The organism is Pseudoalteromonas sp. 2CM28B (assembly GCF_023161935.1).
Genome location: NZ_JALNTH010000012.1, coordinates 45,139 through 71,913 on the forward strand (window position 1 = coordinate 45,139; position 26,775 = coordinate 71,913).

Consider the following 26,775-nt stretch of genomic DNA (forward strand, 5'->3'; position numbering starts at 1 on the left):
TTTAACTTGAGGATATCGCGAAGGATTATTACTAATAACAACGAGGTACTTACAAATAAACAGGGCTTTCTATCAACCCGATGGCAAGCAGAATAACAGCAATACACTTTATAACAAGCTTTATTTACACTTTATTTTTACCTATTTAGGCAAAGCCCGCTGCCATAGGCTTTGCAGCGTCATCGGCTTAACTTTTTAAAGTTCGTGTAAAACATAACCTGTTAAAAGTGCAAGTTACGCGCTCTTACAATATCTTTCATCACAATGGTTGAGGTTAAACGTTGTACACCCGGTAAGGCTGATAGCTTGTCATCGTAGAGTTGCTGAAACGCGGCTAAATCTTTAGTAACGACGTGTAATAAGTAATCAGGGGTGCCAAATAAGCGTTGTGCATTGGTGATCTGAGGGATAGCATCGACTGCTTGCTCTAATTTGCTTAACGACGCTTTATCACCTTCTTTAATAGTAATAAATACTAACGCAGAAAAGTTTAAACCAACCTTCTCCGGTGATATTTCTGTTCTGTAGCCAACAATTGCTTTGCTTTTCTCAAGCTCTTTTACACGACGATGACAAGGTGACACGCTTAGCCCAACACGATCAGCCAATTCAGAAAGGGTGAGCCTGCCATCAACTTGCAACTCAGCAAGAATTTTCCTATCTATGGTATCCATAGTTGATTATTTCCTAAAATGAACGCTTATGTCAGTAAAATACAGTAACTTTTACTCATCAGAAAGAAATAAAATAGCAGCTCACTTATTTTGGGTTTTAGCGCATGGATACGTATGGATATTAATATTATTTTTTCTTTTTGGCTGGTATCAATCTTGTTTGTACTTACCCCCGGTGCCGATTGGGCTTATACAATCAGTGCAGGTATAGCGGGTGATAAAATCATTCCTGCGGTGTCAGGATTAATACTTGGGCATTTAATGGCCAGTTTAATAGTGGTGGTAGGTTTAGGCGCGTTATTAGCATCGCATGCCATGTTTATAAAGCTGTTAACCTTATTTGGTGCTTTGTATATCATTTGGATTGCCGTATCACTGTACCGATTTCCTCCAATGCCTGCAGCCTATAACGATGGCCAAGAACACACCTCAGACACGCCCCTAAAGTGGATGAGAAAGGGCTTTATAATTAGTGGCTTGAATCCCAAAGTGATGCTGTTATTTTTAGCCTTATTGCCGCAGTTTGTTTTACCAACACTGTCATTTTCTATTACTGAACAATTGCTGGTACTTAGCATTATTCATTTAGTTGGCTGTGCGCTGGTATATTGGTTAATAGGGGTAAGTGCCAGAAAAATCCTCAGCAATAATCCGGCGCTCTCACTAAAATTTGGCCGTGCATCGGCCTGCATCCTATTTATTTTGGGCTCGCTTATGCTAGTTGATAGCGCTAACACACTGAGCGTAACACTTACCTAAAAAACGAAAGTGGCTTAGATTATTCGCAACTGAGCCACTAATTCACTCAAACGGGCAATTTTAATATTACTCAGCTGCCTATAATCAAAATAGGGGCATACAATAATATTCTGGCTTTTATCTATAGCAAACTCATCATCAAGCCAATCAAGTTGGGCGTTTAACTTACCTTGTTGTATCAAGTTTTTAGCGTGAGTTCGCCCTGCAATAATGTGCAATTGATTTTTATGCTCAGTAAGCACCGGCGCACTAAATAGTAATGCAGTACCGCTATGTTGCTGTAACAACAGCTCATCGCGATATGCTTGCCAACTCACGGCTTGTTTAGCAAAAGCGTAATACTCGCTTGGCAGCGCAAATAACACCTTGGCGTACACATTAAAGACTTTTCGCCAGCCATTGCCACAGTGCTGGTTTATGCTATTTATTTGCCCACTAACTACAGGCTCTAGCTGCGCAAGTGTTTCAAAGTAAGGCATAGGGGGCGCTTTTGCTACATACACAGCAACACTGAATGAATTATCACCTAACCCTATTAACTGGCTGCTCACTTTAACTGCTCTTATTTTGCGCTAAAATACGATCAAGATTGTTAGCAAAGTTTTGTCTGTCACTTTGGCTTAATGGAGGCGGCCCACCACTCATTTCTACACCACTTGAGCGCATAGTATCCATAAAATCGCGTACATTTAGTAATGAACGAATGTTTTCAGTGGTGTAAAGCTCACCGCGCGGATTAAGTGCTTGGCCGCCATTATCAATCACTTCACTTGCCAGCGGAATATCTCCTGTGATCACTAAATCGCCTTTTTCTATTCGTTTTACTATTTCATCATCAGCCACATCAAAGCCCGATGACACTTGTAGTCGGCTAATAAATTTTGACGGTGGGATGCGCATGGCATGATTTGCAACCAGTATAGTTTCTGTTTGCGTACGCTCTGCGGCTCTAAATAAAATTTCTTTTATTACCACCGGACAAGCGTCAGCATCAACCCAAATTTTCATGCTAAGTTCTTTAAATTGCTTTAGTATTAAGACGATCCTATAGCAATTTCTAAAGAAAAGGAAACAACATGAAACTCGCTTTTAAAACCGCATTATTTATTACCACCGTGTTTTTACTCAGTGCCTGTACCAGCGCCCCCGAAGGAATAACCCCTGTTAAAAACTTTGATTTAGAGAAATACCAAGGCAAGTGGTATGAAATAGCACGATTAGACCACTCTTTTGAACAAGGAATGGAGCAAGTAACAGCCACTTATTCAATTAACGATGATGGAACGGTAAAGGTATTAAACAAAGGGTTTATTAGTAAAGAACAAAAATGGGACGAAGCTGAAGGCTTAGCTAAATTTGTAGAAAACGCCGATACAGGGCATTTTAAAGTGTCATTTTTTGGCCCGTTTTATGGTGCCTATATTATTTTTGAGCTCGACCAACCTGATTATCAATATGCGTTTATTACAAGTTATAGCAAAGATTACTTATGGTTTTTATCGAGAACACCTACAGTGAGTAAAGAGCTCAAGCAGCACTTTTTAAACCAAGTAAAAGCGCTTGGTTTTGCAACTGATGAGATTATATGGGTAAATCAAAAATCGCTGTAAAGGGGGTTTACACCCCTAGGTTGTAATAAAACGTTCACCTTACTGTAAGGTAAACTAAATAAAGAGGGGCTATATTAGCCCCACTTGCAAAAGGAAAGGCAAGTACAAGACATAATGACAATCCCCCTTTTTAATTGGCAAGCCTGATGGCTTGCCATTTTTTTACCTCAATTTAGCCTATTCTTTGGGATCAGGTTTTTACTAACTAAAGCCCATTTAAACCAAAAAATAACGTACTCGTGGCCAATATCAATAATACAAGCAAGTTAAAAAGCTTAGTTAGATTGACTAAAAAACTATAAAAAATCATTATAATTAAAGCACTTAACGACATAAACCCGCAAAACTGTAGAGCGCCATAGCCGTGTAATTCGCTAACGCAAAGCAGCAAACTTAGTAAAATACTGATCCAAGCAACACTCAATAAAATTAAACGCTGCTGATCAGTCGGGCGCTTGTTAAAAACATCCTTAAAATGATTAAACTTAGCCAGTGCAAAGCAGTTAAAAGCCACCAAACATAAACTAAAAGGGAGCAATGCCATCATACTTTTTGCTCCTGAGTGTTTATCGGGCTAGGTTTTTTAGCTTGCAGTGCAGTACGTAATTTTTCGGTTTGTAACAAAAACAACAAACCAAATAACAAAAAGAGACTATCAAACATAAATAAAGCCCACTGCTCATTACGTAAATAACTGATTATATTACCTTGCGTTGTTAGCGCATTAACCACTGGCACACTAAAACAAGCAATGCTGTTTATGGCCGCCATAACACACCACTGCAGCTTGTCACGCTTTACAAAAGCGATAATAAGTACACACAGCCAAGTTAAAAAGAAGGCAAGTATCTCTTTATCCGCGCGCTCCATTGCGCGTGTGCTGATTAATCGGTTTGCTAAAAAGAACGCAGACGTTGCCAAGGGCAATCCCATTAAAGTTCCTAAATTAAGCGCTTCGACGAGTTTTAAACCCCATGATGGCCGGGCATTTTTTTTCATTCGCTCTCGAATGCGCTTTGCCCACATAATACAGCCCGTGGCTATCATTATGCAGCCAGCAATGCCGCCTAAAAAGTACAAAACACGTAATAATGGCTCTGCTAAACGCCCAGTGTGCATTGAATTTAGTGACTCATACAGCGCTTTACTGCCGGTAAGTTCATCATCAGTTTGAGCAACAAGCTCACCACTCGCTCCACTAAATATCAAACGCGGTGCTTGATCCCTTAATGTTTTTCCAGGACTGACCAAAACCATAATAGTCGCAGCGGCCTTATTCGGCTTATTTATAATCACCCGAGTTATATCAGCCTCTGGCCACTTAGTATAAACCTGATCCAAAACAGTATTGATAGGCACTAACGGCGCAGTGCCTTGCAACGCCTCTGTTGCAGGACTACTTGGCGAAACATCATTAAAAAAGCCTCGTATTCCATCCTCATAAACGGTTTGCGCGGGGTAGGGGAAAATCATAAATATCAGGGTAATAATACCCGTATAAGTAATCATTAAATGAAAAGGTAAGGCAAATACCGAACTTAAATTATGCACATCTAACCAGCTACGGCTGCCTTTATTAGCTCTAAAAACAAACATATCTTTAAAAATACGTTTGTGAATAACGATGCCAGATATCAATGCAATGAGCATAAATAAACTAGCAAAACAGACAATCCAACGTGCCGTTTTTACATCAATATAATGCAAATCAAAATGCAGGCGATAAAAGAAATTCCCCCCTCGAGTATCTACAAAGGGTGCTAAAGGCTGCATATTATTTGGATCTAAACGGGTATTTTCAAAAGAGGCTCTGCGCTGTCCAGGCTCTTTTGGTTTTGCATAACCATACGTTAAATATGGTATACGCTCCTCAGGAAGCGTTATACGCCAATTAGGCGCATTAGGTGCTTGCGCATTTAAATACTCAACACCCGACACGATTTGTTGTTTTTGCGCGCCAATACGATCTGCCTGCTGCTCAATATTATGGACACTTGGCTGATTCCATAAGCTCACTTCATCTCTAAAAAAACTAATAGTGCCTGCAAAAAATATTAAATACAGTAACCAACACACGAGCAAACCCACCCATGTATGTAACCACGTCATTGAACGAAAAAAACTCCCTTTCATAACCATCCCTTCAATAGCGACAATACGACAAGTTGCGCTGCAATACTTAGTAAAATACTGATCCAAACAGTTTTTAATGAATGAATATAAAAGCTATAAATAAACACCAGGGCATAAATTAAAATACTCGCAGACACACTAAGCAAAACCGCGTCAACTTTAGGCACAGGCACTACTACACTTAATAGCGACACACTAACGGCTGTAAAAAAATACCCGCCAACAATGGCAATAAAAAAACGCGATAAAACCGCTAATTCATAGCTAAAGCGTTGCATAAATTGCCATAACATAGAAAAAACGGGTTTGGGAAAGTCTAAAAGACGGTTGGAGGCCTGCATAAACTGCAAATTCCTTTTAAACATAGCTAAAAAAAGATGGTGATATTATAACGCCAACAAATACAAAAGATAGTAGTTCTTATTTGCATTTGAATAAAATAGGCTCTTTTAATACTGTTAGTTAAATAGTGATCTGAAATAAGGCACCTGAACAAACAGTTATAACCGCTGCAAACGGCTATATAGCGATGCTTTAGTCCCATTATTTGCTATTAACATACGCTCCCTTTGGGATTACTACTATTTTAGCTTTGTAATACTAAAGCCTAACCACCTAATTTATAATAACTTTATTTAAAAACACCGAAAGGATCACGATTTTACTAACTACTTTTCAAAATTGTTAAAATAAACCGATTTTTTACTAACTCAACCGTATAAAAATTAAAAAAGGCTAATAAACAAACAAAAATAAGCTAGCTGAAAGCAAATATACCGTCATTTACTACTTAAGTTGATAAATGGCTGATCTGTATAAAACAACAACTTGTTAGTAGCAACTAACTTAATACCAATTGTGTTAAGTTACTGACCATTGATAGCGACAAATAAATGGAGTGATAACAAGGCGTAAATTTTGACATGTAGTTGTTCTACTTGAAAAAAATTATAACGCAGTTAGCGCTTTATTTAGCTCGCTAAAATGGTTAAATATTTAAGTCGATTGGTATAGCTTCAGCACCAAACAAAACGCAGCCTTAGCGTAAGTAAAATTAGGGTTTATTTATTACTTTTTATTTTTTTAGCGCAAGCGAAATAACGCCTTAATCATAGCCGTAAAGGGGGTTTACAGCATTAAAACTGAAGCCATTATTTAAACTTAAAATACATGAGACTGGAAAAGTAAGTATAAAAAAGGTGGCCAATGCCACCTCTATAAACAATAACTTTTACAACATTGAAAACAGCTTTTTAAGTTGTGGCATGTATTCGCTCACAAGTGCTAGGTTATTTTCACTGACTACAGGCTCTGCCGATTGGGCTTCGCTTGATGCCTTGCCAAACGATCCCATTAATGAACTAACGCCTTTGTCTTTACTACTTTGCATACTTTGTAAGCCACCCATTAATTTATTGGCGGTTTCTTTATGTTCATCTGATAAACCTGATTTTAGGTTTTCAATGTAAGCCATTGAAACTTCCGATCCTACAGCAATTAATTGTTCAGGCGTAAAACCATATTGGCTAGTTACGTTGGCAAAGCTTTTATATAAGTCTTGCTGTTTGATCATGCTAAGTGCGCTGTTGGCTAACGAGCTTTGCTCAGTGATCGTTTGATCTGCCGATGCGCCCAGCATATTCGCTAAATCTAAGCCTTTTAACGACTCTTGATTGCTTGCCCAACTTGTAACTGCGGGTAATGCCTTAATGTAGCTTTGTAATTGACCTTCGTTAATGTCTTGTGCAAAGCTTGAGAAGCTCATCGCTAACAAGCTGATTGATAACAGTAATTTTTTCATTAAGCATTTCCTAATAGTAAAGTAGCGTTAATTAAAAACTAATTAACGGCTATTGCCAATACAAAGCGTAAATTAATAAATTATTATTTACTCAGGTGTGAGTTTAAGTTGATTCACCACAACGCAATGTACTGATGATATAATACATTTTTGCAAAAAGAGCGGGACACTATGTTAACTATTTCAAACAGCGTAACCATTGATGAATGGGAAGTAGAGCTCAGCGCTATTCGCTCGCAAGGCGCAGGCGGGCAAAATGTTAATAAAGTAGCCAGTGCTATACATTTACGCTTTGATATTAATCGCTCTAAATTACCTGACTTTTATAAAGAACGATTACTTGCTTTGAAAGATTCAAGGATCACCAAAGAAGGGGTATTGGTTATTAAAGCGCAAAGCCATCGCACCCAAGAGCTCAACAGAGAAGATGCGCTAAAACGGCTAAAAGATTTAATTTTAAGCGCCACTAAGGTTAATAAAGCACGCCGTGCCACTAAACCTAGCCGTAACTCACAGCGTAAACGCATGGATAAAAAAACCAAACACGGCCAAACTAAAGCCCTACGCGGTAATATAAAGCTATAACTTAAGTAATCTGAACTCTGGATAATAAATCTATCTCAAGCAGCTATTTCCAGCGCTAACTGCGTTGAATTTACTTGCAATAGGCTAGTATAAAAAAGGCTGCAAATGCAGCCTTTAATTTAATCATAAGTATGATGGCGGGTGACGCTAAATCGGTTGAGGATTCGATGCACTACATACACTGCGCTTAAGCTTAGCGTAACCGCAACGGCCACCGAGCTAAATCGATACAAAGCACTGTATATTAAATCTTGCCCTGGGCCTAACGACTGACCAAATAAAATGCCAAACGTGGTTAATACCCCAAACCCAACACCCGGTGGACCACCACCTAAAATATGAAAACGACTGAATATAAAAGACAAAATCCATAATATAGCCACCGGAAAAAGCAAAACGTCGGTATGATTATACAAAAACAACTGCGAAACCAAAGCAGCATTACAGCCTATCAGTGTACCAATAATACGTTGCCAACTTGCGGTGCCCGCTGCCTTAAAACACAACGAAAATAAAATTAAAATAGACGCCGCTTGCGCCGAAATTGAATCTTGTAAATCAAGTACCTGAAAAACTACGAATGATAAAGTCGCAACGCTAGCGCATAGCAACACCTCGTGACGAATACTTTCTTTGTCCTTGTGTGGCACAGCGCGCATGGGCCGCGCTGTCACATCAGGAAACAAACCATGCATCAAGAGCGCAATAATAATAGTAATAAAAATAGCCATACCATTACTTAAAATAAGCGGGTAAATGCTGCTTGCTTGATCAACATGGCTGGCAAAGTGCAACTGAATCGATAAGCTCACCGCACCTAACGCACCAAATAAAAACGCGCCGCCACTACTCATTAAATAAAATAACACGCAAAAACTAGCAAAAGTAATGAGCGTCATTAACACCGGTAAGTGTGAAAATAAGCCCTGCAAAACAAGCACAATAAACGCACTGTAGGCAGCACTGGCAACAAATTGACGGATCACACCTTTGTTAATACTTGGCACTAAACCCAGTAATAACATAGGGTAAACTGTAAAAAATATTCCATTTGGCCAATTCATTAACTTACATAAAGTAAAACCAATAGTGCAACCACCGGCAATCCGCAGCGCTTGGCGTAAGCCATTTGAATCGAGTTGTGGCGCTTGGCTAACATGTTGTGTCATTACTCGCCCCACTAATAAATGTAATGTAACCAACTAATAAAGCGGATCTGTACTGACCCCAACCATTGACCTATTGCCGATTGTGGGAGTAACTGCACGGTGGCACGCGCACCACTGGGCATATTATTTATAAGCTGAGTGTTATTTGGTAGCACTAAATGAATACGCTGGCGCTGAGCGTCACGAACCCAGCGGTTGCTGGTTTCGGTGGTGCTAAGTAATCCATTCGCACTAAGTTGCCCGTCACTGACACCGGCCTCAAAAGTTTCAATTTTAGCGTCGAATACTTCACCAGGTCGGCTATCAAACACTACTTTTGCTAAACTCCCAGGCTGCATATTTAATAGTGACTTTTCACGAAAATCAGCCACTAAATCTGCTTTTTTTGCCACAATAGCAAGTAATGGCTTACCCGCAACCGCATAGGAACCCTCAAGTAACTGTAAATTAGCCACTACACCATCGCTTAAAGCACGCACTTGTGTATAGGATAAGTTAAGCTCGGCTTGCGCTAACTGATTGGCCGCATGGCGCAGCGCTAAATTATTTTGCCCCGAGTCGCCACGCGCTAAAACAGCTTCAGCAAGCTGTGCTTCAAAAGCAGCTAAATTAGATTGACTTGCTGCAAAGTTAGCACGAATGCTTTCAAGCTCTTGTTCCGAAATAGAGTTTTGTTTATAGAGTGTTTCGCCACGCTTTTTTAATAGCTGCTGCTCATGCAATTTAGCGTTAGCTGCACTTATTTGTGCCTCCAGCGCTTTTACATTGGTATCAAGGCGTTTATTTTGTAGTTTGGCATCATCAAGCGCGAGCTGTGCTTGTTCAAGTGCCAGCTGATAGGTGTTTTTATCTATCTCAAATAATACATCACCCGCTTTAACCGCTTGGTTATTACTGACCAAAACATCGGTAACACGGCCATTTATTTGCGGTGATATTTGTACAACCGGATGATAAACCCGTGCCTGTGGCGTAACCGGCAACCATACATCGGCAACAATATAATAAAAAAAGACAACAATAAAACCAACAAGCGAAACTTTAACGTAGCGGGCAAATTTTTGATCAGGTGTCATACTTATTTATCTCCAGATAAGCTTGCAATACAACGCCGCGCGTTTTCTTCCATTTGCACTAAACTGTGCGCCATACCATCAAGTTGCTCAGTACTTAAACCGGCATATAAACGCTGTTTAATATCGCTTGTTAGCTCTTTTAAATGTTCTAATAACTTTATACCCTCATCGGTAAAGTACAATTTTTTACTACGTTTATCGTGTTCATCAACTTGTCGAATAACCAGATTTTGCTGCTCTAATTGCTTAATGGTGCGCGTTAATGAGGGCATTTCAATACCTAAACTAGTCGCCAGCGCTTGCTGCGTTGCTCCTAAGGGTAAATGATATAAGTGGATCATTGCCGTCCAGCGTGACTGAGTTAAACCTAGCGGCTCAACCGCCAGTGTCACCGCTTCTCGACATAAGCGGTGCACTCGGCCCATATTGCCGCATAAGGTTAAATCGAGTGTTTCATGAAAAGGAATAGTACTACTCATAGGAACTCTTACTTGTGAATATACGGCAAATTTTAGCATTAGTTAGCAGGCTAAGTAAATGTTTGGCATTTTAACTTCACGTAAATAACCTGAACTTTGGTTAAGAGATTTACTAACGTATTGAATCAAAATTGATATTTATGTTTATTTTCTCTAGCCAGAGATTTCCAGTGAAAACAAGGCGAAATTACGCGTCAATAGCTCGCCTATTGCAAGTAAATTCAACGTAGTTAGCGCTGTAAATAGCTGCTTGAGATAGATTTATTATCCAGAGTTCAGGTTAAATAAGTATTATTTTGATAAATAAGTGCGCAGCAAGCTTTTCTAAGAAAGTATAAAGCTTATTGTTCATTTCACTATAGTCATGACTTAAGAGCTTTTCGGGCTGTTCAACAAAGCGGTAATTATGGGCATTGGTTAAATCATCGTTGGCAATGAGGAGGGTAACCACCTCGGTGGTCAATTCCATGTAGCATTGAAAACCAAAGACTAAATCGCTATAAGCGACTATTTGCCTTGGACAACCTTCGCTATTGGCAATAATACTGGCTGTAGTAGTCAGCCTGGCATATCGTTATGCCAATGCCCCACATTAAGCTCACTGCCAAAATGGCTAAATAACGGATGATTCAAACCTGCATCAGTGAGGGTAATCGCAAACTTACCAATTTCCTTTTCTGGACTAGGTTGGCTTCCTTAAAATATTATCTTTTTAATAAGTAATGGCCACCGGATATAAGTGACCATGTAATAGCAATCAAAAATTAAGTAAATTAGCTGGAGAGTATTGATCTGTCAGCACCTTAGTATCACTTGGCCAATCTTTACCATTTTTAGTGAAAAACATACGCTGGCTAATTGCCTTTATATCTACGTCATAAGGAGCAAGTAACGGAGCTAGCTGCGTCACCCGCTGTGCTATTTGTTGCTCTGTAGGGATATTGCTATAACCAGCCAAAATAATACGATTACTGTTATTATTGGCTGTTACATTAATAAAATCGCCAAATACCGCATGATAGGTTGCCGACTCATGTTCATAGAGTTTACTTGATGAAAACGTGTTAGCAGCAACAATTCCGCCTTCGGCTAATACGCTTTTTATCTCTTCAAAAAACTCTTTTGTGAGTAAGTGCTCAGGAATGTAGTCGCCATTAAACGCATCCAAAATAATCCAATCAAATTGCTGTTTTTTAAGCGCCGCACGTTTAATAAAAATACGCCCATCTTGCACTTTAGCAGTTACGTTATCGGTTTCTATAAAGTTAAAATAATCGCGCGCCACTTTAATTACCGCAGGGTCTATTTCAACATTTTCAATGTGTGCCTTTGGGTATAGCTCATGAATCATATTAGAAAGCGTACCGCCACCTAAACCAATAATGAGCACTTTTTTAGGGTTATCAATCAGTAACAAACTAGAAAAAGCCAGCTTAGTGTAGTTAAACACGAGTTTTTTAGGGTCGCTAATGTACATGCAACTTTGGCTGCTTTGTCGGGTTTTTTCATCAAACTTTAAACAGCGTAAATCGCCAGTTTCTTCAACAAGTAGATTTCGATACAAGGAGCGCTCTTTATGCACAACATTAGCTGCACTGTATGATGAAAACAGTAGCGCCGTAATACAAACAAACAGGGATTTAAACTTAAGCATAAACGGCCTCTCGTACTTTAAGTTTGTCAAAGGTAATGGCAATTAGCCCAAGCGTGCCTAATACACCAGCAAAACCTAAAATAATCGCGTTAACATCAAACGCCAATACCATATAAAAAGAGGTTATAATGGTGCCCAGTGCGCTGCCTAAGGTACTTACAAAATAAAGGCCACCTGCCACTTGGCCGCTGCGCTCACTGTTTGTAACCAGCAAACGTACGGAGTAGGGCGAAATCATGCCTAAAATAATGGTAGGTATAAAAAATAACGCGGTTGAGGCGAGTAACGAGCCATAGCGACTGTCTTCAATATGCGAAAAAATAAATGCCATAATTGGCTCAGCAAACAAAGCAATGGGTAGTACCATAATACTGGCAACTAAAAAGATTAACCCATATTTGGTCAACGAAGGATGACGAATAGACAGCTTACCCCCCAGTAAATACCCAAATGATAAGCTAAGCATAAATACAGTAATAATACTGCCCCAGATATGTACACTACTGCCAAAGTAAGGCGCTAAAATGCGCCCACCTAATAGCTCTATTCCCATAATACTAAAGCCACTACTAAACGCTAAAAAGTAAATTAATGCATTTGTTTTTGTTAACATTATATTGTTCTTATTGTGTTATTTTTACCCATCTTAACGTGATAGCTGCATAGTCGCTAGTGTAAAAATTAGACGCATACATAGAGCGCAAAAAACATTTTGTGCAAGCGCACAAAGCATTGCCCAAAGTCAACCAATAGAGAAAATTGCGGTTACATATAAACAAGCTTACCGAGGCGATATTCCTCAAAAGCAAATGCCACAATCAATCGAAACCCTCGATAACGCAGTACTTGATCAAAAAGGAATAACTCAATTACAAGATGCGCTGGATTTTTCTGCCAGTATTTCACGTAAAAATAACAGTGGCGCGTTATGGGATAGCTTTTCGATTCGTGGATTATCGGGTAACGAAAACATGCCATCGGGTTACTTAATTAATGGTTTTAGCGGTGGACGCGGATTCAGCGGCCCTCGTGATGTATCAAACATTGAGTACATTGAAGTATTAAAAGGTCCAGGCTCCGCACTTTATGGCCGCTCAGAGCCCGACGGTACAGTTAATATCGTGACCAAAAAACCTCAATTTGAGCAACAGGGTGAGCTAAAACTTAGCTTAGGTAGTGATAATATTAACCGCGTTGAAGGTGACTATACAACCAGCATTTTTAACGTCTAGTTATTTATAGTTTTTCATCCAAAGCGTCTTAATGTAGTGATTAAGGCGCTTTTTTTTGGATAATAAGTAGCTGCTTACCATCTTTAAAGATACTTTTACTCTTTTAGGTAGCTATCTTGTTTATAACATTTTAGGTACGCTGTATTTTAAATTATGTTATAAATATTACACTAAAAATACAGCGACTCCGGTTAGATTAAAGGACAAAAATCAATGGATAAAAGCAGCAATAATGTCTCGTTAATTATCTTTCTTATTACGGCATGTTTATTGTTACCCTTTCTGGAGAGTATGCATGGTGGAGCGCTTTGGGGTTTAAATTGGCACTCTCCAAGGCTTATGGATACATTAAGCCATAATTTACTTTATATAAAATTGGTGTTGGTAATTACAGGTTTAATATTACTGCTCGCCAAATCTGAAAAAATTAAAAGCATAATTAAAAATAAAATCGCTCAGTGGTTGTTCTTTATCATTCTTACATTAGTCGGTGTAATACAAATTCCTTTTTTGTGTTTAGGGATTTTATTCAATGGTTCTTCATTATCAACCCCTGATTATATTCATAAACAAAGCACGTTTACTGATCGTACTATTTATATTTACACCGCAGACCCTGGCGCGATGGGGAAAGCCTACCATTATGCGTATTTAAATTGCCCGCTAGCATTTGGCCGTTATGAGCTAAAACAAATTGCTAAACTCAATTGGATGCGCGAATACACTTTTTACATTGAAAAGAATAACCTAATAGTAATTGATAAAGATCCTGCTGGTTTAACGCATACTTTCGATATGAGTGACGTAACCTGTTCGAGCTAATACCTCCTTTTTATAATTAGCTTAGGTTTCTGGTGTTAAATACGCATGCCTTAAGTGCCTTTAGTAAACCAATATTTATTTAAGCGCACTCTTTTGAAAATGTATGAATAGTGTTATTGAAAGATATGAGCAGTACAAAGATCACGGGGCGTAAACCCCCTTTACACTATGGCGCAATACGCCGTGTTTTTGGTGCTTTATATACCAATCAGCTTAGACATAGAAAAATTCAATCCGTTAAATTATTCAGATATTTATGCTGATTGGTATATACACAACTTTTAATATTAATTAAAACTGATAGCTTATCCGAGCCGAAACATTACGTCCTGGTTGGCTATATTGGCTAAAATCAGTGCCTTTGGATTGACCAGCAATAAGTTCAAACGGTACGTACTCTTTATCGAGTAGGTTAAGTAAACCTACATTCATTTGCCATGCTTGCCACTGATAATTTGCATATAAATCAACAACACCATAACCGTTACCTTGTGTTGTTTTATTACCATTAGTATCAAGTACTACATCAGACTGCGCCTTAGCTAAACGCCAAGCAGCGGTCCAATTAACATTGCCAAACTCAGTGCTTACCAATATAGAACCATTTAACGGGCTAATACTAGTGAGTGGCTGGTCAGAGTCTTTGTTTTCACCATCTACGTAAGCAACATTGGCCTCTAATAAAATATCGTCGGTAACATACATAGCAATACCAGCTTCTACACCGCTGATCTGGGTTTCGCTAATATTTTGGTATTGGTAAAATGTTTTATTTACATTAGGAATATAAGTTGGTTCAACACCCGCAATTGCCGTTTCGATAAAGTCATCATAGGCAGCATAAAAAGTACTTAGATTTACACTAATATCGCTACTAGCGTATCTTAATCCGATCTCAAATGAGTCACTGCTTTCAGGGTCTAAATCTGCGTTTGGTAATATTTGATAAAATGGCTCAACACCATGGCTTTGATAGGCTTGGTCGTGTGGGGGTATTTTAAAGCCTCGAACATATTGCCCATACCAAGATAAATTATCGTCTACCTGATAAATCACACCCAGCTTTGGTGAAAACGCAGATTCGGTAATATCATCAAGCTCGGTGTCAGCGTATAGCGCATCTTTTTTAGCTTCAAGTGCATAATAATCGTAACGAATACCCGCAACTAACGACCAATCAGTCTCATTAAATTTAATACTGTCTTGCATATATACACCAACTAAAGAAGTATCGGCGCCAGGAAATGCTTTTTGTTTTTCATTCGTAAAATCAACAGTACCATCATTTAATACACGGGTTTTTAAGCGTGGTCGTGTTGTATCATATAAATCAATATCGATTCCATAAACAAATTCATGCTTGGTATTTTCTCCTTTAATTTCCTTATTAAATACCGCTTTTAGGCCTAAAATATCTTGCTCAAACCCGTAGTCATTATAATCAATGTAATTTCTAGCCGCGCTTATTTGGTCACTTTGTTGCTCGTAACGACTATAGGATAGTTGCCCATACCATTTATCAAATATGACTGTTGCCATATTTGAATCATAATCGAGTGCAAATGAGATATTTGTATCTTCGTCTTCGGTTTCTTGAATGGATGGAGTGATTACTTGCTCTGTCGTTTGGTTAAAGTAATCTAAGGTGTACTTAAGGGTTCGTTTTTCATCAAATTTTTGCTCAACTTTAAGCAGTAAAGCGTCCGAGCGGGCATCGTAACCTGGTAAATTTTCAACGTAATTTTGTACTTCTTCACTATCGCGATGGCTATAAACAGCGCTAATAGCAAAGTCACCTAAATCTTTTGCTGCTGTAATATCAGCAGCAACCTGATTGCTTTGGCCTTGGTAGCCTAACGCTACTTTTACCAAGCTTTGTTGATCCACTAAATAATCACTTGGATCTTTAGTTGTTATTACTACAATTCCCCCTAGTGCATCAGAACCATATAGCGATGATGCCGCCCCTTTTGCAACTTCAACTTGTTTAACACCAGCAACATCAAAGTAGTTTCGACCCACTAAATAACCGCCGCCGCCAGCGTAGCCATCGTTTGTGCGTCTTCCATCTTTAATAAAAACAACTCTATTGCCACCAACACCCCGTACAGTTAATGTTTGCGCGCCTGCGCCACTGCCAGTACTTGAGATACTTGGATCATATTTAAACATCGTTTGTAAATCTACAGCGAGTTGACGCTCAATATCTTGTTCGGTAATAACCGTTACTGAGCCAGCCACATCTTCTAGCTTTTGTTCAAAGCGAGAACCACTAACCACAATATGATCGTCAATAATATTTTCGGCCAGTGCGCTACCAGAGCTAATTAACAAAGAGGCTAATGCTGTAAATTTAAAAGAAAAGGGATTCATCTCCACTCCAAATGATAATAGTTATTATTTACTTTTAAATGTTACAACTAACCCAAAATAAGATCAATTAATTATGATAATCATTTTCATTTAGATTAAAGTGGTTATAATACTAAAAAATAAAATCGGAGTTTGTTATGAAGTACCTCATTTTTTTTCTGGCTTTAGCCACTCAATCAGCACTCGCTAAAGAGCGTGTGATCAGTGCTGGCGGCACATTAACTGAAATAATCTACGCACTAGAAAAACAAAATAGTTTAGTAGCGGTTGACCAATCGAGTATGTATCCGCAACAAGCAACACAATTGCCACAGGTAGGTTACTATCGAGACCTAGCCGCTGAGGGAGTGCTTTCAATGCATCCAACTGCGTTACTTGCACTTGAAGGTGCAGGAAGAGAGCAGGCGCTCAAGCAAATAGAAGCGACCGGAGTGAAGGTTATTCACTATAAAAAGCCGACTTCTGTAAATGAACTACTTGAACTAATTAAGCACCTTGGTAGTGATTTAGATGCAAACCTAAAAGCTCAAAACCTAATTACTAAAATAAAAAAATCGTTACCTAATAAAGTAAAAACACAGACTCACAACGCTTTGTTTTTACTTTCAGCTAATGAGCGTGGGCTCGTCGCAGCAGGACAAGAAACGGTGCCCAACTTACTGTTTAACTATGCGGGCATTACCAATATAGCTGCTACGCATACAGGCTTTAAAGCAATTAACAGTGAAGTACTGGCTGTAAATCAGCCCGATTTTTTAGTAGCGCCAGCGCATGTTGTGCAAAGCCTTGGTGGTAAACAAGCCTTTTGTAAACAGCCTACACTTCGCTTATTAAAAGCAGCGCAAGAGTGTCAATTACTGGTCATGGACAGCTTACTTTCACTGGGCATATCGCCGCGTATTGCAACTGCGATTCAAGCATTGCATGAGTATAAAACACGCTTATGAGCACGTTAACTTTGAATCGTTTTAACGCCATAACACTGAGTAATCCGCATAAGTGGATGCTATTAAGTTATGGCTGCATTTTTGCTTTAGCATTACTTAGCATAGGCTATGGAGCGGCAGGGTGGGATTGGCGTTTAGCGATTGCATGGCTAGCTCCTGAACATTTTAGTCAATTTGATGCGCTACAAATCAATGTGGTTACACAAATACGCCTGCCTCGTTTTGTCCTTGCAGTGATGGTGGGTTTAGTACTTGCACAAACAGGAGCTGCAACTCAAGCGCTGTGTCGTAACCCGCTTGCTGATCCTTCTATTATTGGTATAAGCGCAGGCGCTGCAATGGTCGCGGTTGCTTTTATTGCTCTTAGTGCACAATTTAATTTTAACGCCCAACACTACTTACCTTATGCCTCATTTTTGGGCGCACTATCAGTAACATCGCTGGTATATTTAGTCTCAAAACAACAAAAACAAATTAATATAAATACACTTATATTAGTCGGTGTCGCCATTAATGCATTGGCATTCGCTGTTATTGGATTATTAAGTTTTTATGCCGATGACAGCGCACTGCGATTAATTAACTATTGGACCATGGGCTCATTAGGCGGTGCAAGCTGGGATAATATAAAACAGGCGAGTCCTTTGCTATTACTGAGTCTTATCGGGCTATGGCGATTAAAAGAGCCAATGAATCTACTTCTTATCGGTGAATCACAAGCCCAATACTTAGGAGTGGATACCAGCAAGCTTAAATTATACGTCATTATATTAGTTGCATTGGGCGTAGGTGCGGTGGTTGCGCTAACAGGTTTAATTGGCTTTGTTGGTTTAGTTGTCCCTCACATCGCACGCCTCATGGTTGGCCCACACTTACGGAATATGCTGCCACTTTGTATGCTTTTAGGTGTCATAGTGTTGCTACTTTCAGATTGGTTAGCACGCTTGGTTGTTATGCCTGCGGAGCTGCCGATAGGCATTATAACGGCGTTACTTGGGGCTCCTCTGTTTATATATTTGATCATTAAAAATAAGCGAGATTGGTCATGATCACGTTTAACAACCTCAATATAGGCTTTAACACGCATCGTGTTTTAGAGGATATTAGCGGCAATATCCAAGCAGGACAACTTGTCGCTCTGATAGGCGAAAATGGTGCAGGTAAATCAACCTTACTGCATACTTTGGCAGGCATGCATCCCTTTGAGGGAGATATACTATTTAATACCAAGCCTTTGCATTCATTTTCTAAAGAGCAATTAGCTAGCAAGCGCGCTGTAATGATGCAAAGTAACCATGTTGGCTTTGATTTTAGTGTATTTGAACTCATTGCTATGGGTCGCTATCCCTATACAGAGTCTCTTAAAACACAAGCCAATAAAGTTCAAAAATATGCCTCACTTATGGATTTAACCCATTACCTAACACGTCGAATGAGTGCGCTTTCGGGCGGCGAACAACAGCGTGTTCATATGGCGCGCACATTAGCCCAGTTAGATGCTTTTACTGCGCAAACTGAGCCTAAATTAATGTTACTCGATGAGCCAACATCAGCGCTAGATATGCGTCATCAACATACCTTACTTAGCTGTGTTAGAACCTTTGTAAAGCAAGGAAACAGCGCCATTATTGCTATACACGATCTTAATTTAGCAAGCCTTTATGCAACCAACGCTATCTTATTACACAACCAAAAAGTGCTGCAAAGCGGGTCTATAAATACCGTTTTAACAGCACAAAACTTACAACAAATGTACGCCATGAAATTGCACGTTAACCCTCATCCTTATAACGATGCGCCCATGGTTTTTTCTCAACGTCAGGAGTTTTCATGAGAGAACAAGCATTAAACGACGCACGCACGCTCGTTTTTAAAACCCATGCCGGCGTAATGTCGACCATTTCAAATAATTTACGCGGCTATCCGTTTGGCTCTGTTACACCTTATATGTGTGACGAACAAGGCCGCATCTACTTTTTTATTAGTGACATAGCTCAGCACACCAAAAATTTAAAACAGGACTCACGCATGAGTCTGACTATTTTTGATGCCGCCGATTATGGCGATCAAAACGAACATGGGCGAGTAACACTCGTAGGTGATGGCTCTATTGTGGCAAAAGAGCAAAGCGAAGTGCTACTTGATAAATATATAGCTTTGTACCCTGAGGCTGCAAGCTATCGCAATGCGCATGATTTTCAGCTTTGGCAATTAGATGTAGTGCGGGTGCGTTATATTGGCGGTTTTGGAAAAATATTTTGGCTTGAGCAAAACGAGTGGCAAGCTCAGCCTAAAAAGTGGGATGAAAGCCAGCAGCAAAGCATGATCACTCATATGAATGAAGATCATCAAGATGCTATGTCGCTGATATTAATGCAGCACTATAACGTAGCCGATAACACCCCAATAATGAGCGGCCTACTACCCACAGGCTTTTATATACAAAGCCACAAGCGTAATTACTTTATTAATTTTGCGAACGAGTGCGATAGCCCATTAGAGATACGTAAAGCGCTGGTTGAGCTAACCAACCAAGCTCGAAGTAAATAAACTAAATACATGACGACATAGTTAACCTGAGCCCTGTTTAAGAAATTCACTAACTATGTCGTTATTTTATAAGCAGGCTGTTTGCTCGCCTCGTTTAGCTAACGCTTTAAATGCAGCTTGTTGATGTGCTTTTTGCACATAGCGAGCAGGCAAAGCGTTGACTTCTAATTGATAACCACTTTGCTCAGATTGTACTTTTGATACTGGCGATATCCATACAATATTAAGCTCTGGGGCAATTCGCTTAATTACCCGCGCTATGCCTTCACCATTTCTCACATGAAAGTCACCGGCTAAATGTATAACCTGCGTGCCCTTATTTTGACTAATATAGTTAACGATAGACTCAGCCATGGTTTCGTCCCAAGTAACTTGCGCGGCGTATAGTTTTTCGTTTTTACTCGCCGTTCCATGATGCATGGATTGCATAAAGCGTTCTTTATAAAGGCTTGGAGAAATATCTATCTCTTTTGCAATAAAACTACGCTGTTGTGCGTCGAGCTTATTAATATAATTAATACCTTGGCGACCAATACAGGTAACAATATGCTTAGGCGCATTTGCAGCTATTACATCGCTATTTTGCATCTTCGCCAATTCCACTAACGCACGATAATCACTCTTATAATTAGCCCAAGCCTTAGTATTATCAATTAGGTATTGTTCACCTATTTTACTCTCAAGATAAAGGTTTAGTGTTTGCTGATCAGCGCGGCTAAATTGCTCAAGCGATAAGGCAATAGGCTTATTTTGCGTGCTTAATTGCTGAAATAGCTCAGCTTGAAATAAGTGCACACCGGGGTGTGTATGCCACTCACCAACTAAAACAACATCGGCATTCAAAAGCGTGGACTCTGACAATATTGAATTAACTCGCTGGCCATTTGCGTTATAAAGCCCGTAATTATACAAGGATGAACTTTGAGATACTGATACTGTGTTTATACTGCAGCCTGATAATCCACTGAATAAAACAAGTGCTAAAAATGGGTTTTTCATATCGGTTTTTATAAAAATAAGAATCAAAACAATGAAGTTAGTATACACAACAAACTGCTTCAAACCCACAAATGCAAATAAAAACAATTATCATTTGATGTTTTGGAGTTTCTGTTTTACAGTCTTAAAAAATATACAAATATGGAACGTACCATGGCCTTACCTTTTTTATGTGCTCGACACAAACAACATGTTTTATGTCAACCAGAACAAGCAATTATAGATATTCAAAACGCGCAGCTAAGTGGCGAAGCGCTGTTTAAACGATACCAATTTGCACAAGCATTGCCGTACTTGGGGTGTGCACTTGAAAGTGCGTCCTTGTTAGCTCAAATGTATAATTGTGCAAACAAACAGCAAGTAGTACAAATTACCTCACTTACAGAGCGCCTTTATTCCACACTTCACTTTTTAGGCGAACAAAGTGCTGCGCACAATGCACTCATACAATCTATTAATCTGCTAAACGAGATATTGTATAGTGACGATGAATATCATGATTTAGCGCTTTCATGTATTACACAGCTAAAAAAATTAGCACTGCAACATCCTCCACACCTTACTAAGCACTAATTTTTATGGCAATAAGCAACGCGCTAAACAAAATTGGGTTAACTTTTTATATTAATAATGGCTAACATATCTTCTTCGTCTTCATCTAGGCCAACTTCTTCAAACCCAAAACTAGAATAAAAATCCTTAGCAACAGGGTTTTGCGGGTTATAACAAATCTCGATTTGTTCAAGCTTAGAAGTCGTTTTAATCTCTGCAATTGCCATGAATAGTGCTTGGCGGCCAATACCTTTATTTTGATGATGTTTATCTACCATAAAACGCCAAATAGAAACCTTTGTAGGGGTTTCTTACACCCACATAAAAAAGCCTACAGGCTTATTATTTTTGCTAAATAATCTGAACTCTGGTTAAGGGATTTACTAACGTATTGAGTCAAAATTGATATTTATGCTTATTCTCTCTAGCCAGAGATTTTCAGTGAAAATAAGGCGAAATTACGCGTCAATAGCTAGCCTATTGCAATTAAATTCAACGAAGTTAGCGCTGAAAATAGCTGCTTGAGATAGATTTATTATCCAGAGTTCAGGTTAATTCGCTTTACAGGTATACCCAACATTATAATGAGACTCAACTAACGACCACATATTACTCGCTACGTAATCTTGTTGCGCTTTGGTAACGTCTAAATCGCATACCTCTTCGTAATTAGCAGAGGTGACATCTTCCAATGAAATGTTCATTATTGTCCTTAATTTAAAACATGGAGTTATAAGTAGTTTTGTTTTATCACGTTATCAGCACTAATTCACCTAGGCAATGTATTCTTTTTAGGCACAAAAAGCCGCAGTAATAAATACTGCGGCCTTTGTTTTTACTAAATACTTTAAGCTATGTGCTTTTAGTAAGCGCCTGCGCTGTATATAAGCTCGTAGCTGTGGCTGTAAATCTCAAGGATGTTACCAAATGGGTCTTCCATGTAGATCATGCGGTACGGCTTTTCGCCAGGGTAGTAGTAACGTGGCTCTGGCATACGCTTTTTACCACCTGCAGCAACAATACGATCCGCTAAGCCTTCAACATCTGGGTCTTGTACACAGAAATGAAAGATACCGGTTTTCCAGTATTCAAAGTTGTCTTTAGGGTTTTCTTGGTCTTTAAATTCAAAAATTTCTACCCCAACACGGTCGCCTGTTGAAAGGTGCGCTATTTTAAATTTTTCCCAATTTGGACCAAATACATCGGTACACATTTCGCCAATTGGGCTGTTGTCTTCAGTGATCACGGTAGGCTCCATTATGGTGTACCAGCCCATCACCTTAGTGTAAAACTCTACGGCTTTTTCAACATCCGGTACTGAAATACCAATGTGCGAAAAACTACGTGGATATGTATGACTCATAATAAATACTCCTACTTAACTATGTTTAGTTGATGGAATTAGTTTACGAACCGACCAACATTAAGTAAAATTATCATTAATCATCATTTTGAGTATGTTTTGTAATGATAAATCCTACATGGTTAAACACGTTTTGTACTTTAGTTGAGGTAAACCATTTTACCCAAACCGCCGAGCGCCTTTATATGACCCAGTCAGGCGTAAGCCAACATATAAAAAAGTTAGAGCAGCAAGTAAATTGCGCCTTGCTTGAGCGCCACGGTAAACAATTTACCCTTACCGTTCAGGGTCAAAATTTATATCAGCAGGGTAGTCAGTTACTCAAAGAATGGCAGTTTTTAGAGCAGCAATTAAAAGATGATTCACCTTGCAGCGGTTTAGTTAAAATACAATCGCCAGGCAGTTGCGGGCTGCAGTTTTACAATCAACTATTAGCATTGCAAGTAGAGCACAAGGAGCTAATTATAGATTACCGCTTTGCTCCAAATACCAGTGTAGAGCAAGCTGTGGCAAACCACAGCGCCGATATTGGCTTTTTAACTCAAGCGCCTACCCTTAGCGAAGTTACTAGCCATAAAATAGGCCAAGAACCTTTACTATTGGTAACACCGGCCGCAATAAAAAATCCAACATGGAGCGCATTAAATGAACTGGGTTTTATTAGCCACCCCGATGCAAAACACCACGCGCAGCTTTTACTTAGCGAAAACTACAGTGAGTTTGAACATGTTGATCAAATTAAGCGCACGGGGTTTTCTAACCAAATAAGTTTAATACTAGAGCCGGTAAGTTTAGGGCTCGGTTTTACGGTTTTACCCGCACACGCAGTAAGTGCTTTTAATAAACCTGCGCTTATTAAAACGCATCATTTAACCAAACCAATTAGCGAAAATATTTATGTGTGCCATCACCGAAATAGGCCGTTAGCAAAGCGTATGCATAGCGTTATTGACGCAATAAAAGCAAGCTAGGGCACCCAAATCAGCGTCCGTAAAGCCCCTTTACAGTTTATGCTGCACGTTTAGATTTTTGCTTAAAACCAAGTAGGGTTAACTTAGTTTGCAAATACATTTTGTGTATTGCAAAAGTGAGTAAACTCATAAGCGCCATTAGACACAAGGTTGGCACAAGCGACTGCGTATGATAACCAAACACACCCATAAACCAGCAAATAAGGACCCACTGAATAACATACAAAGCGGTAACATGTTTACTGGCATATAAAAGAGCACGTGTAATAGGGCCATTATATTTATCAGCAAAAATATACTGTATAGCCGCTAGGGCACATAAATTTAAGCCAATTAAATAGCTAATACCGCCGCCATTTAAATTGAAAAATTTGCCAAACTGACCTTTAAAATCAATGGCTAACCATATGCCGCCAATAACTAGTAAAGCAGCACCAAGTTGTGCACATACTTTATATAAGTAATCGGCACATTGGTGGTTACTACTGTATAAACGACAAAGTACATACCCCGTTAATATCGCACTTATCAAAAGAAATACCGGAAAATGCACCTGATAGTTATTAGCAAAAAAACAAATCGCTAAAATAAGGTGAAAGCGTAAATTGCAGCCGCCTTACAAACTGGCTCAAAACTGCAATTGCAATGGCTAAACCCGCAATCCATGTTGTTTTCCAACGGTCAATATTAAGCACACCAAACAGCAATAAGCTAACTCCAGCCAGTTGTAAAATAATTGTAACTGCCCAGCACTGAGCGGACTTTGCCAGCCATACGCATTTATAAACGCCTCAGGCATGGTATTAAATACTTCAATAGGCAGCCAGGACTTGACCGCATTCATAAAATAAGCAAGCAGTAAAAGCTGTATGCCACGCTTAATTAATAGCAAGGGTGTTTGCCTGCGCGAAAGCGCCATAAATAGCCCCATAGCCACCAAAAACGAGGCGGTGCCTTTGCCAAGTATATGTACAACCGTACCAAATGCGCTTTCACTTTGAAGCGTTGTGGAGGCATACATCCATAAGGTATGCACAATAATCATAATGAAAACGCTCGCACCACGCACAAGATCAATCGTTTTAAGACGTTGGTTCATTGGTATTAATGTCCTTTTTAGGGCAGGTTTGGCATTTGCTATAACAGGCTAAATAATAGCGGCAACAGGCTAAACGCTGGTTTTTTTCAGTAAATGGCGCATCAAGATTAAAGTGTTCACAAATAACGGTGTGCAGCTGACGATGGCAATTGTTGATATGTAAAGTAGTAGCAAGGGCTAAACTATGAGCTCGATCAATGGCGCTACTTAATGAATCGAGTAATAACCGTGCTTGTTCTTTTTTATCCAGCGCGTAGTCGGTATTTATCCATTCACCAACTTGGCTTATAAAATGAGTAAACGCTTTGGTTTGCTCAGTTTTACTTACTAACACGTCGTTATTCAGGTTAAACCCACGACAAGAAGCGTAAATAACCTGAGCTGCACATAAGAAATGGAACTAAATGCCCTTGCGGTGATCAGATCTTTCGACTAAGAAACACAAGGTTACCGAGGCAAGGGCATGAATAACTTAGATGCAATTTACCTAGATGTCGATGATTTTTGTTTATTGTTTGAACCTCAATGGCTTAAACACCTAATAGAGTCAGCTGAAAAATATGGCTCAAATAGACCACACAAGGCACCGCAGCGGCATCTCATTTATGGTTAATTTAATGGCTGGATTAATTGCCTATACTTTTCAGACTAAAAAGCCGAGTATAAAAGTGACTCGGCTTTAATTCTTATGCAGTTCTGAGGTTAATTACGCTAGGTTTGCTGCACTCACCCAACCAATATTCAACGAACTTAAACCTTTTCCCTTTCACCTTTGACTTTGACCTTGCACTTTAACTGTAACCCCCCCTTACATTTTGATTAAAAAAGCCACACCTCAACATGTGTTAAGGCGTGGCTTTTTTACAGCTGCTTTAACTAAGAATTAAGCGACATTCGCTGCTAACAGTTCGTTACGTACTAGCTCTGCGCCTTTGCTAAGAGCGTTTAGCTTACCGTTTGCTATATCGCGGGGTAGGGGTGCCATGCCGCAGTTGGTACAGGGGTAGAGTTTGTCGGCATCAACGTATTTAAGCGCTTCGCGTAGGGTTTTGGCCACCTCTTCGGGTGTTTCTATAGTATTGGTGGCTACATCGATTGCGCCCACCATTATTTTTTTACCGCGCACCAGTTCGAGTAGCTCTATGGGTACATGTGAGTTTTGACATTCGAGCGAAATAATATCAATATTCGATTTTTGCAGCTTAGGGAATACTTCTTCGTATTGTCGCCACTCGGTGCCAAGGGTTTTCTTCCAATCGGTGTTGGCTTTAATGCCGTAGCCGTAGCAAATATGCACGGCGGTTTCGCATTTTAACCCTTCTATGGCTCGCTCTAGGCAGGCTATGCCCCAGTCGTTTACTTCGTCAAAAAACACGTTAAAAGCGGGTTCATCAAATTGAATTATATCAACCCCTGCGGCTTCTAGCTCTTTGGCTTCTTGGTTAAGTATTTTAGCAAATTCCCATGCCAGTTTTTCACGGCTTTTATAGTGATCGTCATACAGGGTGTCGATCATAGTCATGGGCCCAGGCAGTGCCCATTTAATTGGTTGGCTGGTTTGCTGGCGTAAAAACTTAGCGTCTTCAACAAATACCGATTTAGTGCGAGACACAGGGCCAATCACTGTGGGTACGCTGGCGTCGTAACGGTCGCGAATTTTAACTGTTTTACGGTTTTCAAAATCAACGCCATTTAAGTGCTCAATAAAGGTGGTTACAAAGTGTTGGCGAGTTTGTTCGCCATCGCTGACTATATCTACGCCTGCGGTTTGTTGCTCGTGCAGGGAAATACACAGGGCGTCGTGTTTGCCATCAACCAGCTCGCTACCTTTTAATTTCCATGGCGACCATAAGGTTTCGGGCTCAGCAAGCCATGACGGTTTTGGCAAGCTGCCAGCTGATGATGTGGGTAATAGTTTTTTCATAAT

At 39.6% G+C, this 26,775-nt stretch carries 32 protein-coding genes and 3 pseudogenes; 13 read left to right on the top strand and 22 right to left on the bottom strand.

Translation table 11 applies throughout. The features are described from left to right. Positions 1-221: 221 nt before the first annotated feature. Positions 222-674: an Lrp/AsnC family transcriptional regulator gene (locus MTN96_RS16700; RefSeq protein WP_013462814.1), complete on the bottom strand. Its 453-nt coding sequence runs from the start codon at positions 672-674 to the stop codon at positions 222-224. A gap of 114 nt (positions 675-788) precedes the next feature. Here MTN96_RS16700 and MTN96_RS16705 point away from each other — a divergent pair, with 114 nt between their 5' ends. After that, a complete protein-coding gene (locus tag MTN96_RS16705) occupies positions 789-1,433 on the top strand; it encodes a LysE family translocator (RefSeq protein ID WP_036983592.1) in 645 nt (214 codons plus the stop codon). Positions 1,434-1,447: 14 nt separating this feature from the next. On the opposite strand, the gene MTN96_RS16710 is transcribed toward MTN96_RS16705, so the two are convergent. Together MTN96_RS16710 and MTN96_RS16715 are read right to left on the bottom strand one after the other, a co-directional pair. After that, positions 1,448-1,984, bottom strand: coding sequence for a hypothetical protein (locus tag MTN96_RS16710; protein WP_036983591.1), 537 nt, complete (start codon positions 1,982-1,984; stop codon positions 1,448-1,450). Between the two features lies 1 nt (position 1,985). After that, a complete protein-coding gene (locus MTN96_RS16715; protein WP_008110780.1) occupies positions 1,986-2,441 on the bottom strand; it encodes a YaiI/YqxD family protein in 456 nt (151 codons plus the stop codon). A 68-nt stretch (positions 2,442-2,509) separates the two neighbouring features. Between MTN96_RS16715 and MTN96_RS16720 the strand changes: the two genes are divergently transcribed. Then, positions 2,510-3,043 (top strand): lipocalin family protein, encoded by a 534-nt coding sequence (locus MTN96_RS16720; protein WP_036983590.1) that lies wholly within the window; start codon positions 2,510-2,512, stop codon positions 3,041-3,043. Between the two features lie 205 nt (positions 3,044-3,248). Here MTN96_RS16720 and MTN96_RS16725 read toward each other — a convergent pair whose 3' ends face one another. From MTN96_RS16725 to MTN96_RS16740, 4 genes are all read right to left on the bottom strand, one after another. Then, complete coding sequence (locus MTN96_RS16725) at positions 3,249-3,590, bottom strand: DUF3325 domain-containing protein (protein WP_016899981.1); 342 nt, start codon at positions 3,588-3,590, stop codon at positions 3,249-3,251. Beyond that, complete coding sequence (locus MTN96_RS16730; protein WP_069439040.1) at positions 3,587-5,176, bottom strand: PepSY domain-containing protein; 1,590 nt, start codon at positions 5,174-5,176, stop codon at positions 3,587-3,589. Before MTN96_RS16730 ends, MTN96_RS16725 begins: the two co-directional genes overlap by 4 nt. Next, a complete protein-coding gene (locus MTN96_RS16735; RefSeq protein ID WP_069439039.1) occupies positions 5,173-5,517 on the bottom strand; it encodes a hypothetical protein in 345 nt (114 codons plus the stop codon). The genes MTN96_RS16730 and MTN96_RS16735 overlap by 4 nt, the downstream gene beginning before the upstream one ends. Before the next feature lie 890 nt (positions 5,518-6,407). After that, positions 6,408-6,977: a short-chain dehydrogenase gene (locus MTN96_RS16740; RefSeq protein WP_248532265.1), complete on the bottom strand. Its 570-nt coding sequence runs from the start codon at positions 6,975-6,977 to the stop codon at positions 6,408-6,410. A gap of 171 nt (positions 6,978-7,148) precedes the next feature. Between MTN96_RS16740 and arfB the strand changes: the two genes are divergently transcribed. Continuing rightward, positions 7,149-7,562, top strand: coding sequence for an alternative ribosome rescue aminoacyl-tRNA hydrolase ArfB (gene arfB, locus MTN96_RS16745; protein WP_033103213.1), 414 nt, complete (start codon positions 7,149-7,151; stop codon positions 7,560-7,562). Between the two features lie 119 nt (positions 7,563-7,681). On the opposite strand, the gene MTN96_RS16750 is transcribed toward arfB, so the two are convergent. The 6 genes from MTN96_RS16750 to MTN96_RS16775 all read right to left on the bottom strand — a co-directional run bounded on the left by MTN96_RS16750 (position 7,682) and on the right by MTN96_RS16775 (position 12,553). Further along, positions 7,682-8,731 (bottom strand): DUF2955 domain-containing protein, encoded by a 1,050-nt coding sequence (locus MTN96_RS16750; protein WP_248532266.1) that lies wholly within the window; start codon positions 8,729-8,731, stop codon positions 7,682-7,684. 11 nt (positions 8,732-8,742) lie between these two features. After that, the gene (locus MTN96_RS16755; RefSeq protein ID WP_036983582.1) at positions 8,743-9,807 is read right to left on the bottom strand and encodes an HlyD family secretion protein; all 1,065 of its coding nucleotides are present in this window, start codon (positions 9,805-9,807) and stop codon (positions 8,743-8,745) included. Between the two features lie 2 nt (positions 9,808-9,809). Next, a complete protein-coding gene (locus tag MTN96_RS16760; RefSeq protein WP_069439037.1) occupies positions 9,810-10,286 on the bottom strand; it encodes a MarR family winged helix-turn-helix transcriptional regulator in 477 nt (158 codons plus the stop codon). Between the two features lie 280 nt (positions 10,287-10,566). Then, positions 10,567-10,755, bottom strand: a complete 189-nt coding sequence (locus MTN96_RS16765) for a hypothetical protein (RefSeq protein WP_248532267.1) — start codon at positions 10,753-10,755, stop codon at positions 10,567-10,569. Positions 10,756-11,043: 288 nt separating this feature from the next. Further along, positions 11,044-11,940, bottom strand: a complete 897-nt coding sequence (locus MTN96_RS16770) for a spermidine synthase (protein WP_214551869.1) — start codon at positions 11,938-11,940, stop codon at positions 11,044-11,046. Continuing rightward, positions 11,933-12,553, bottom strand: coding sequence for a fused MFS/spermidine synthase (locus tag MTN96_RS16775; protein ID WP_024602440.1), 621 nt, complete (start codon positions 12,551-12,553; stop codon positions 11,933-11,935). Before MTN96_RS16775 ends, MTN96_RS16770 begins: the two co-directional genes overlap by 8 nt. Before the next feature lie 76 nt (positions 12,554-12,629). Here MTN96_RS16775 and MTN96_RS16780 point away from each other — a divergent pair. Next, positions 12,630-13,160, top strand: a pseudogene (locus MTN96_RS16780) (TonB-dependent receptor plug domain-containing protein); the annotation flags it as partial. A gap of 225 nt (positions 13,161-13,385) precedes the next feature. Next, positions 13,386-13,994, top strand: a complete 609-nt coding sequence (locus MTN96_RS16785; RefSeq protein WP_248532269.1) for a hypothetical protein — start codon at positions 13,386-13,388, stop codon at positions 13,992-13,994. Positions 13,995-14,285: 291 nt separating this feature from the next. Here the strand turns inward: MTN96_RS16785 and MTN96_RS16790 are convergent, their stop codons facing one another. Next, positions 14,286-16,367, bottom strand: coding sequence for a TonB-dependent hemoglobin/transferrin/lactoferrin family receptor (locus tag MTN96_RS16790; RefSeq protein WP_069439033.1), 2,082 nt, complete (start codon positions 16,365-16,367; stop codon positions 14,286-14,288). A 137-nt stretch (positions 16,368-16,504) separates the two neighbouring features. On the opposite strand from MTN96_RS16790, the gene MTN96_RS16795 reads away from it, so the two are divergent. From MTN96_RS16795 to MTN96_RS16810, 4 genes are read left to right on the top strand one after another with little or no spacing between them, the layout of a single operon-like run. Beyond that, entirely contained in the window at positions 16,505-17,314 is an 810-nt protein-coding gene (locus tag MTN96_RS16795; protein WP_069439032.1) for a hemin ABC transporter substrate-binding protein, read from the top strand. Beyond that, the gene (locus tag MTN96_RS16800) at positions 17,311-18,363 is read left to right on the top strand and encodes an iron ABC transporter permease (RefSeq protein ID WP_024602445.1); all 1,053 of its coding nucleotides are present in this window, start codon (positions 17,311-17,313) and stop codon (positions 18,361-18,363) included. The genes MTN96_RS16795 and MTN96_RS16800 overlap by 4 nt, the downstream gene beginning before the upstream one ends. Then, complete coding sequence (locus MTN96_RS16805; protein ID WP_248532270.1) at positions 18,360-19,148, top strand: heme ABC transporter ATP-binding protein; 789 nt, start codon at positions 18,360-18,362, stop codon at positions 19,146-19,148. The genes MTN96_RS16800 and MTN96_RS16805 overlap by 4 nt, the downstream gene beginning before the upstream one ends. Beyond that, a complete protein-coding gene (locus MTN96_RS16810; protein ID WP_248532271.1) occupies positions 19,145-19,864 on the top strand; it encodes a HugZ family protein in 720 nt (239 codons plus the stop codon). The genes MTN96_RS16805 and MTN96_RS16810 overlap by 4 nt, the downstream gene beginning before the upstream one ends. Before the next feature lie 66 nt (positions 19,865-19,930). On the opposite strand, the gene MTN96_RS16815 is transcribed toward MTN96_RS16810, so the two are convergent. Then, entirely contained in the window at positions 19,931-20,911 is a 981-nt protein-coding gene (locus MTN96_RS16815) for a ChaN family lipoprotein (protein WP_248532272.1), read from the bottom strand. 105 nt (positions 20,912-21,016) lie between these two features. On the opposite strand from MTN96_RS16815, the gene MTN96_RS16820 reads away from it, so the two are divergent. Then, a complete protein-coding gene (locus MTN96_RS16820) occupies positions 21,017-21,436 on the top strand; it encodes a hypothetical protein (RefSeq protein WP_214551874.1) in 420 nt (139 codons plus the stop codon). Between the two features lie 38 nt (positions 21,437-21,474). On the opposite strand, the pseudogene MTN96_RS16825 reads toward MTN96_RS16820, so the two are convergent. From MTN96_RS16825 to MTN96_RS16835, 3 genes and pseudogenes are all read right to left on the bottom strand, one after another. After that, positions 21,475-21,762, bottom strand: a pseudogene (locus MTN96_RS16825) (GNAT family N-acetyltransferase); the annotation flags it as partial. Positions 21,763-21,966: 204 nt separating this feature from the next. Continuing rightward, positions 21,967-22,119: a hypothetical protein gene (locus tag MTN96_RS16830; RefSeq protein ID WP_374275438.1), complete on the bottom strand. Its 153-nt coding sequence runs from the start codon at positions 22,117-22,119 to the stop codon at positions 21,967-21,969. A gap of 158 nt (positions 22,120-22,277) precedes the next feature. Then, a complete protein-coding gene (locus MTN96_RS16835; protein WP_248474907.1) occupies positions 22,278-22,778 on the bottom strand; it encodes a lactoylglutathione lyase family protein in 501 nt (166 codons plus the stop codon). A 104-nt stretch (positions 22,779-22,882) separates the two neighbouring features. On the opposite strand from MTN96_RS16835, the gene MTN96_RS16840 reads away from it, so the two are divergent. Continuing rightward, the gene (locus MTN96_RS16840) at positions 22,883-23,749 is read left to right on the top strand and encodes a LysR family transcriptional regulator (RefSeq protein WP_248532273.1); all 867 of its coding nucleotides are present in this window, start codon (positions 22,883-22,885) and stop codon (positions 23,747-23,749) included. Positions 23,750-23,786: 37 nt separating this feature from the next. Here the strand turns inward: MTN96_RS16840 and MTN96_RS16845 are convergent, their stop codons facing one another. The 3 genes from MTN96_RS16845 to MTN96_RS16855 form a co-directional block, all read right to left on the bottom strand. Beyond that, positions 23,787-24,281 carry a hypothetical protein gene (locus MTN96_RS16845; protein WP_248532274.1) on the bottom strand — a complete coding sequence of 165 codons (495 nt, stop codon included), beginning with the start codon at positions 24,279-24,281 and terminating at the stop codon, positions 23,787-23,789. A 117-nt stretch (positions 24,282-24,398) separates the two neighbouring features. Then, entirely contained in the window at positions 24,399-24,848 is a 450-nt protein-coding gene (locus MTN96_RS16850) for a heparan-alpha-glucosaminide N-acetyltransferase domain-containing protein (protein ID WP_248532275.1), read from the bottom strand. Further along, positions 24,832-25,182 (bottom strand): hypothetical protein, encoded by a 351-nt coding sequence (locus MTN96_RS16855; RefSeq protein ID WP_248532277.1) that lies wholly within the window; start codon positions 25,180-25,182, stop codon positions 24,832-24,834. The genes MTN96_RS16850 and MTN96_RS16855 overlap by 17 nt, the downstream gene beginning before the upstream one ends. A 129-nt stretch (positions 25,183-25,311) precedes the next feature. Here MTN96_RS16855 and MTN96_RS16860 point away from each other — a divergent pair, with 129 nt between their 5' ends. Both MTN96_RS16860 and MTN96_RS16865 read left to right on the top strand, forming a co-directional pair. After that, entirely contained in the window at positions 25,312-25,461 is a 150-nt protein-coding gene (locus tag MTN96_RS16860; protein WP_248532278.1) for a hypothetical protein, read from the top strand. After that, positions 25,397-25,531, top strand: a pseudogene (locus MTN96_RS16865) (IS982 family transposase); the annotation flags it as partial. The gene MTN96_RS16860 and the pseudogene MTN96_RS16865, both read left to right, overlap by 65 nt. Before the next feature lie 200 nt (positions 25,532-25,731). Here MTN96_RS16865 and MTN96_RS16870 read toward each other — a convergent pair. Continuing rightward, a complete protein-coding gene (locus MTN96_RS16870; protein ID WP_248532279.1) occupies positions 25,732-26,772 on the bottom strand; it encodes a methionine synthase in 1,041 nt (346 codons plus the stop codon). Between the last annotated feature and the right edge of the window lie 3 nt (positions 26,773-26,775).

What these genes read in the sequence shown, in the direction of transcription:
- MTN96_RS16700 (WP_013462814.1), bottom strand. Translation starts at nt 674, where the DNA reads ATGGATACCATAGATAGGAAAATTCTTGCTGAGTTGCAAGTTGATGGC.
- MTN96_RS16705 (WP_036983592.1), top strand. Translation starts at nt 789, where the DNA reads ATGGATATTAATATTATTTTTTCTTTTTGGCTGGTATCAATCTTGTTT.
- MTN96_RS16715 (WP_008110780.1), bottom strand. Translation starts at nt 2,441, where the DNA reads ATGAAAATTTGGGTTGATGCTGACGCTTGTCCGGTGGTAATAAAAGAA.
- MTN96_RS16720 (WP_036983590.1), top strand. Translation starts at nt 2,510, where the DNA reads ATGAAACTCGCTTTTAAAACCGCATTATTTATTACCACCGTGTTTTTA.
- MTN96_RS16725 (WP_016899981.1), bottom strand. Translation starts at nt 3,590, where the DNA reads ATGATGGCATTGCTCCCTTTTAGTTTATGTTTGGTGGCTTTTAACTGC.
- MTN96_RS16730 (WP_069439040.1), bottom strand. Translation starts at nt 5,176, where the DNA reads ATGAAAGGGAGTTTTTTTCGTTCAATGACGTGGTTACATACATGGGTG.
- MTN96_RS16735 (WP_069439039.1), bottom strand. Translation starts at nt 5,517, where the DNA reads ATGCAGGCCTCCAACCGTCTTTTAGACTTTCCCAAACCCGTTTTTTCT.
- MTN96_RS16740 (WP_248532265.1), bottom strand. Translation starts at nt 6,977, where the DNA reads ATGAAAAAATTACTGTTATCAATCAGCTTGTTAGCGATGAGCTTCTCA.
- arfB (WP_033103213.1), top strand. Translation starts at nt 7,149, where the DNA reads ATGTTAACTATTTCAAACAGCGTAACCATTGATGAATGGGAAGTAGAG.
- MTN96_RS16750 (WP_248532266.1), bottom strand. Translation starts at nt 8,731, where the DNA reads ATGACACAACATGTTAGCCAAGCGCCACAACTCGATTCAAATGGCTTA.
- MTN96_RS16755 (WP_036983582.1), bottom strand. Translation starts at nt 9,807, where the DNA reads ATGACACCTGATCAAAAATTTGCCCGCTACGTTAAAGTTTCGCTTGTT.
- MTN96_RS16760 (WP_069439037.1), bottom strand. Translation starts at nt 10,286, where the DNA reads ATGAGTAGTACTATTCCTTTTCATGAAACACTCGATTTAACCTTATGC.
- MTN96_RS16765 (WP_248532267.1), bottom strand. Translation starts at nt 10,755, where the DNA reads ATGGAATTGACCACCGAGGTGGTTACCCTCCTCATTGCCAACGATGAT.
- MTN96_RS16770 (WP_214551869.1), bottom strand. Translation starts at nt 11,940, where the DNA reads ATGCTTAAGTTTAAATCCCTGTTTGTTTGTATTACGGCGCTACTGTTT.
- MTN96_RS16775 (WP_024602440.1), bottom strand. Translation starts at nt 12,553, where the DNA reads ATGTTAACAAAAACAAATGCATTAATTTACTTTTTAGCGTTTAGTAGT.
- MTN96_RS16785 (WP_248532269.1), top strand. Translation starts at nt 13,386, where the DNA reads ATGGATAAAAGCAGCAATAATGTCTCGTTAATTATCTTTCTTATTACG.
- MTN96_RS16790 (WP_069439033.1), bottom strand. Translation starts at nt 16,367, where the DNA reads ATGAATCCCTTTTCTTTTAAATTTACAGCATTAGCCTCTTTGTTAATT.
- MTN96_RS16795 (WP_069439032.1), top strand. Translation starts at nt 16,505, where the DNA reads ATGAAGTACCTCATTTTTTTTCTGGCTTTAGCCACTCAATCAGCACTC.
- MTN96_RS16800 (WP_024602445.1), top strand. Translation starts at nt 17,311, where the DNA reads ATGAGCACGTTAACTTTGAATCGTTTTAACGCCATAACACTGAGTAAT.
- MTN96_RS16805 (WP_248532270.1), top strand. Translation starts at nt 18,360, where the DNA reads ATGATCACGTTTAACAACCTCAATATAGGCTTTAACACGCATCGTGTT.
- MTN96_RS16810 (WP_248532271.1), top strand. Translation starts at nt 19,145, where the DNA reads ATGAGAGAACAAGCATTAAACGACGCACGCACGCTCGTTTTTAAAACC.
- MTN96_RS16820 (WP_214551874.1), top strand. Translation starts at nt 21,017, where the DNA reads ATGGCCTTACCTTTTTTATGTGCTCGACACAAACAACATGTTTTATGT.
- MTN96_RS16830 (WP_374275438.1), bottom strand. Translation starts at nt 22,119, where the DNA reads ATGAACATTTCATTGGAAGATGTCACCTCTGCTAATTACGAAGAGGTA.
- MTN96_RS16835 (WP_248474907.1), bottom strand. Translation starts at nt 22,778, where the DNA reads ATGAGTCATACATATCCACGTAGTTTTTCGCACATTGGTATTTCAGTA.
- MTN96_RS16840 (WP_248532273.1), top strand. Translation starts at nt 22,883, where the DNA reads ATGATAAATCCTACATGGTTAAACACGTTTTGTACTTTAGTTGAGGTA.
- MTN96_RS16850 (WP_248532275.1), bottom strand. Translation starts at nt 24,848, where the DNA reads ATGAACCAACGTCTTAAAACGATTGATCTTGTGCGTGGTGCGAGCGTT.
- MTN96_RS16860 (WP_248532278.1), top strand. Translation starts at nt 25,312, where the DNA reads ATGAATAACTTAGATGCAATTTACCTAGATGTCGATGATTTTTGTTTA.
- MTN96_RS16870 (WP_248532279.1), bottom strand. Translation starts at nt 26,772, where the DNA reads ATGAAAAAACTATTACCCACATCATCAGCTGGCAGCTTGCCAAAACCG.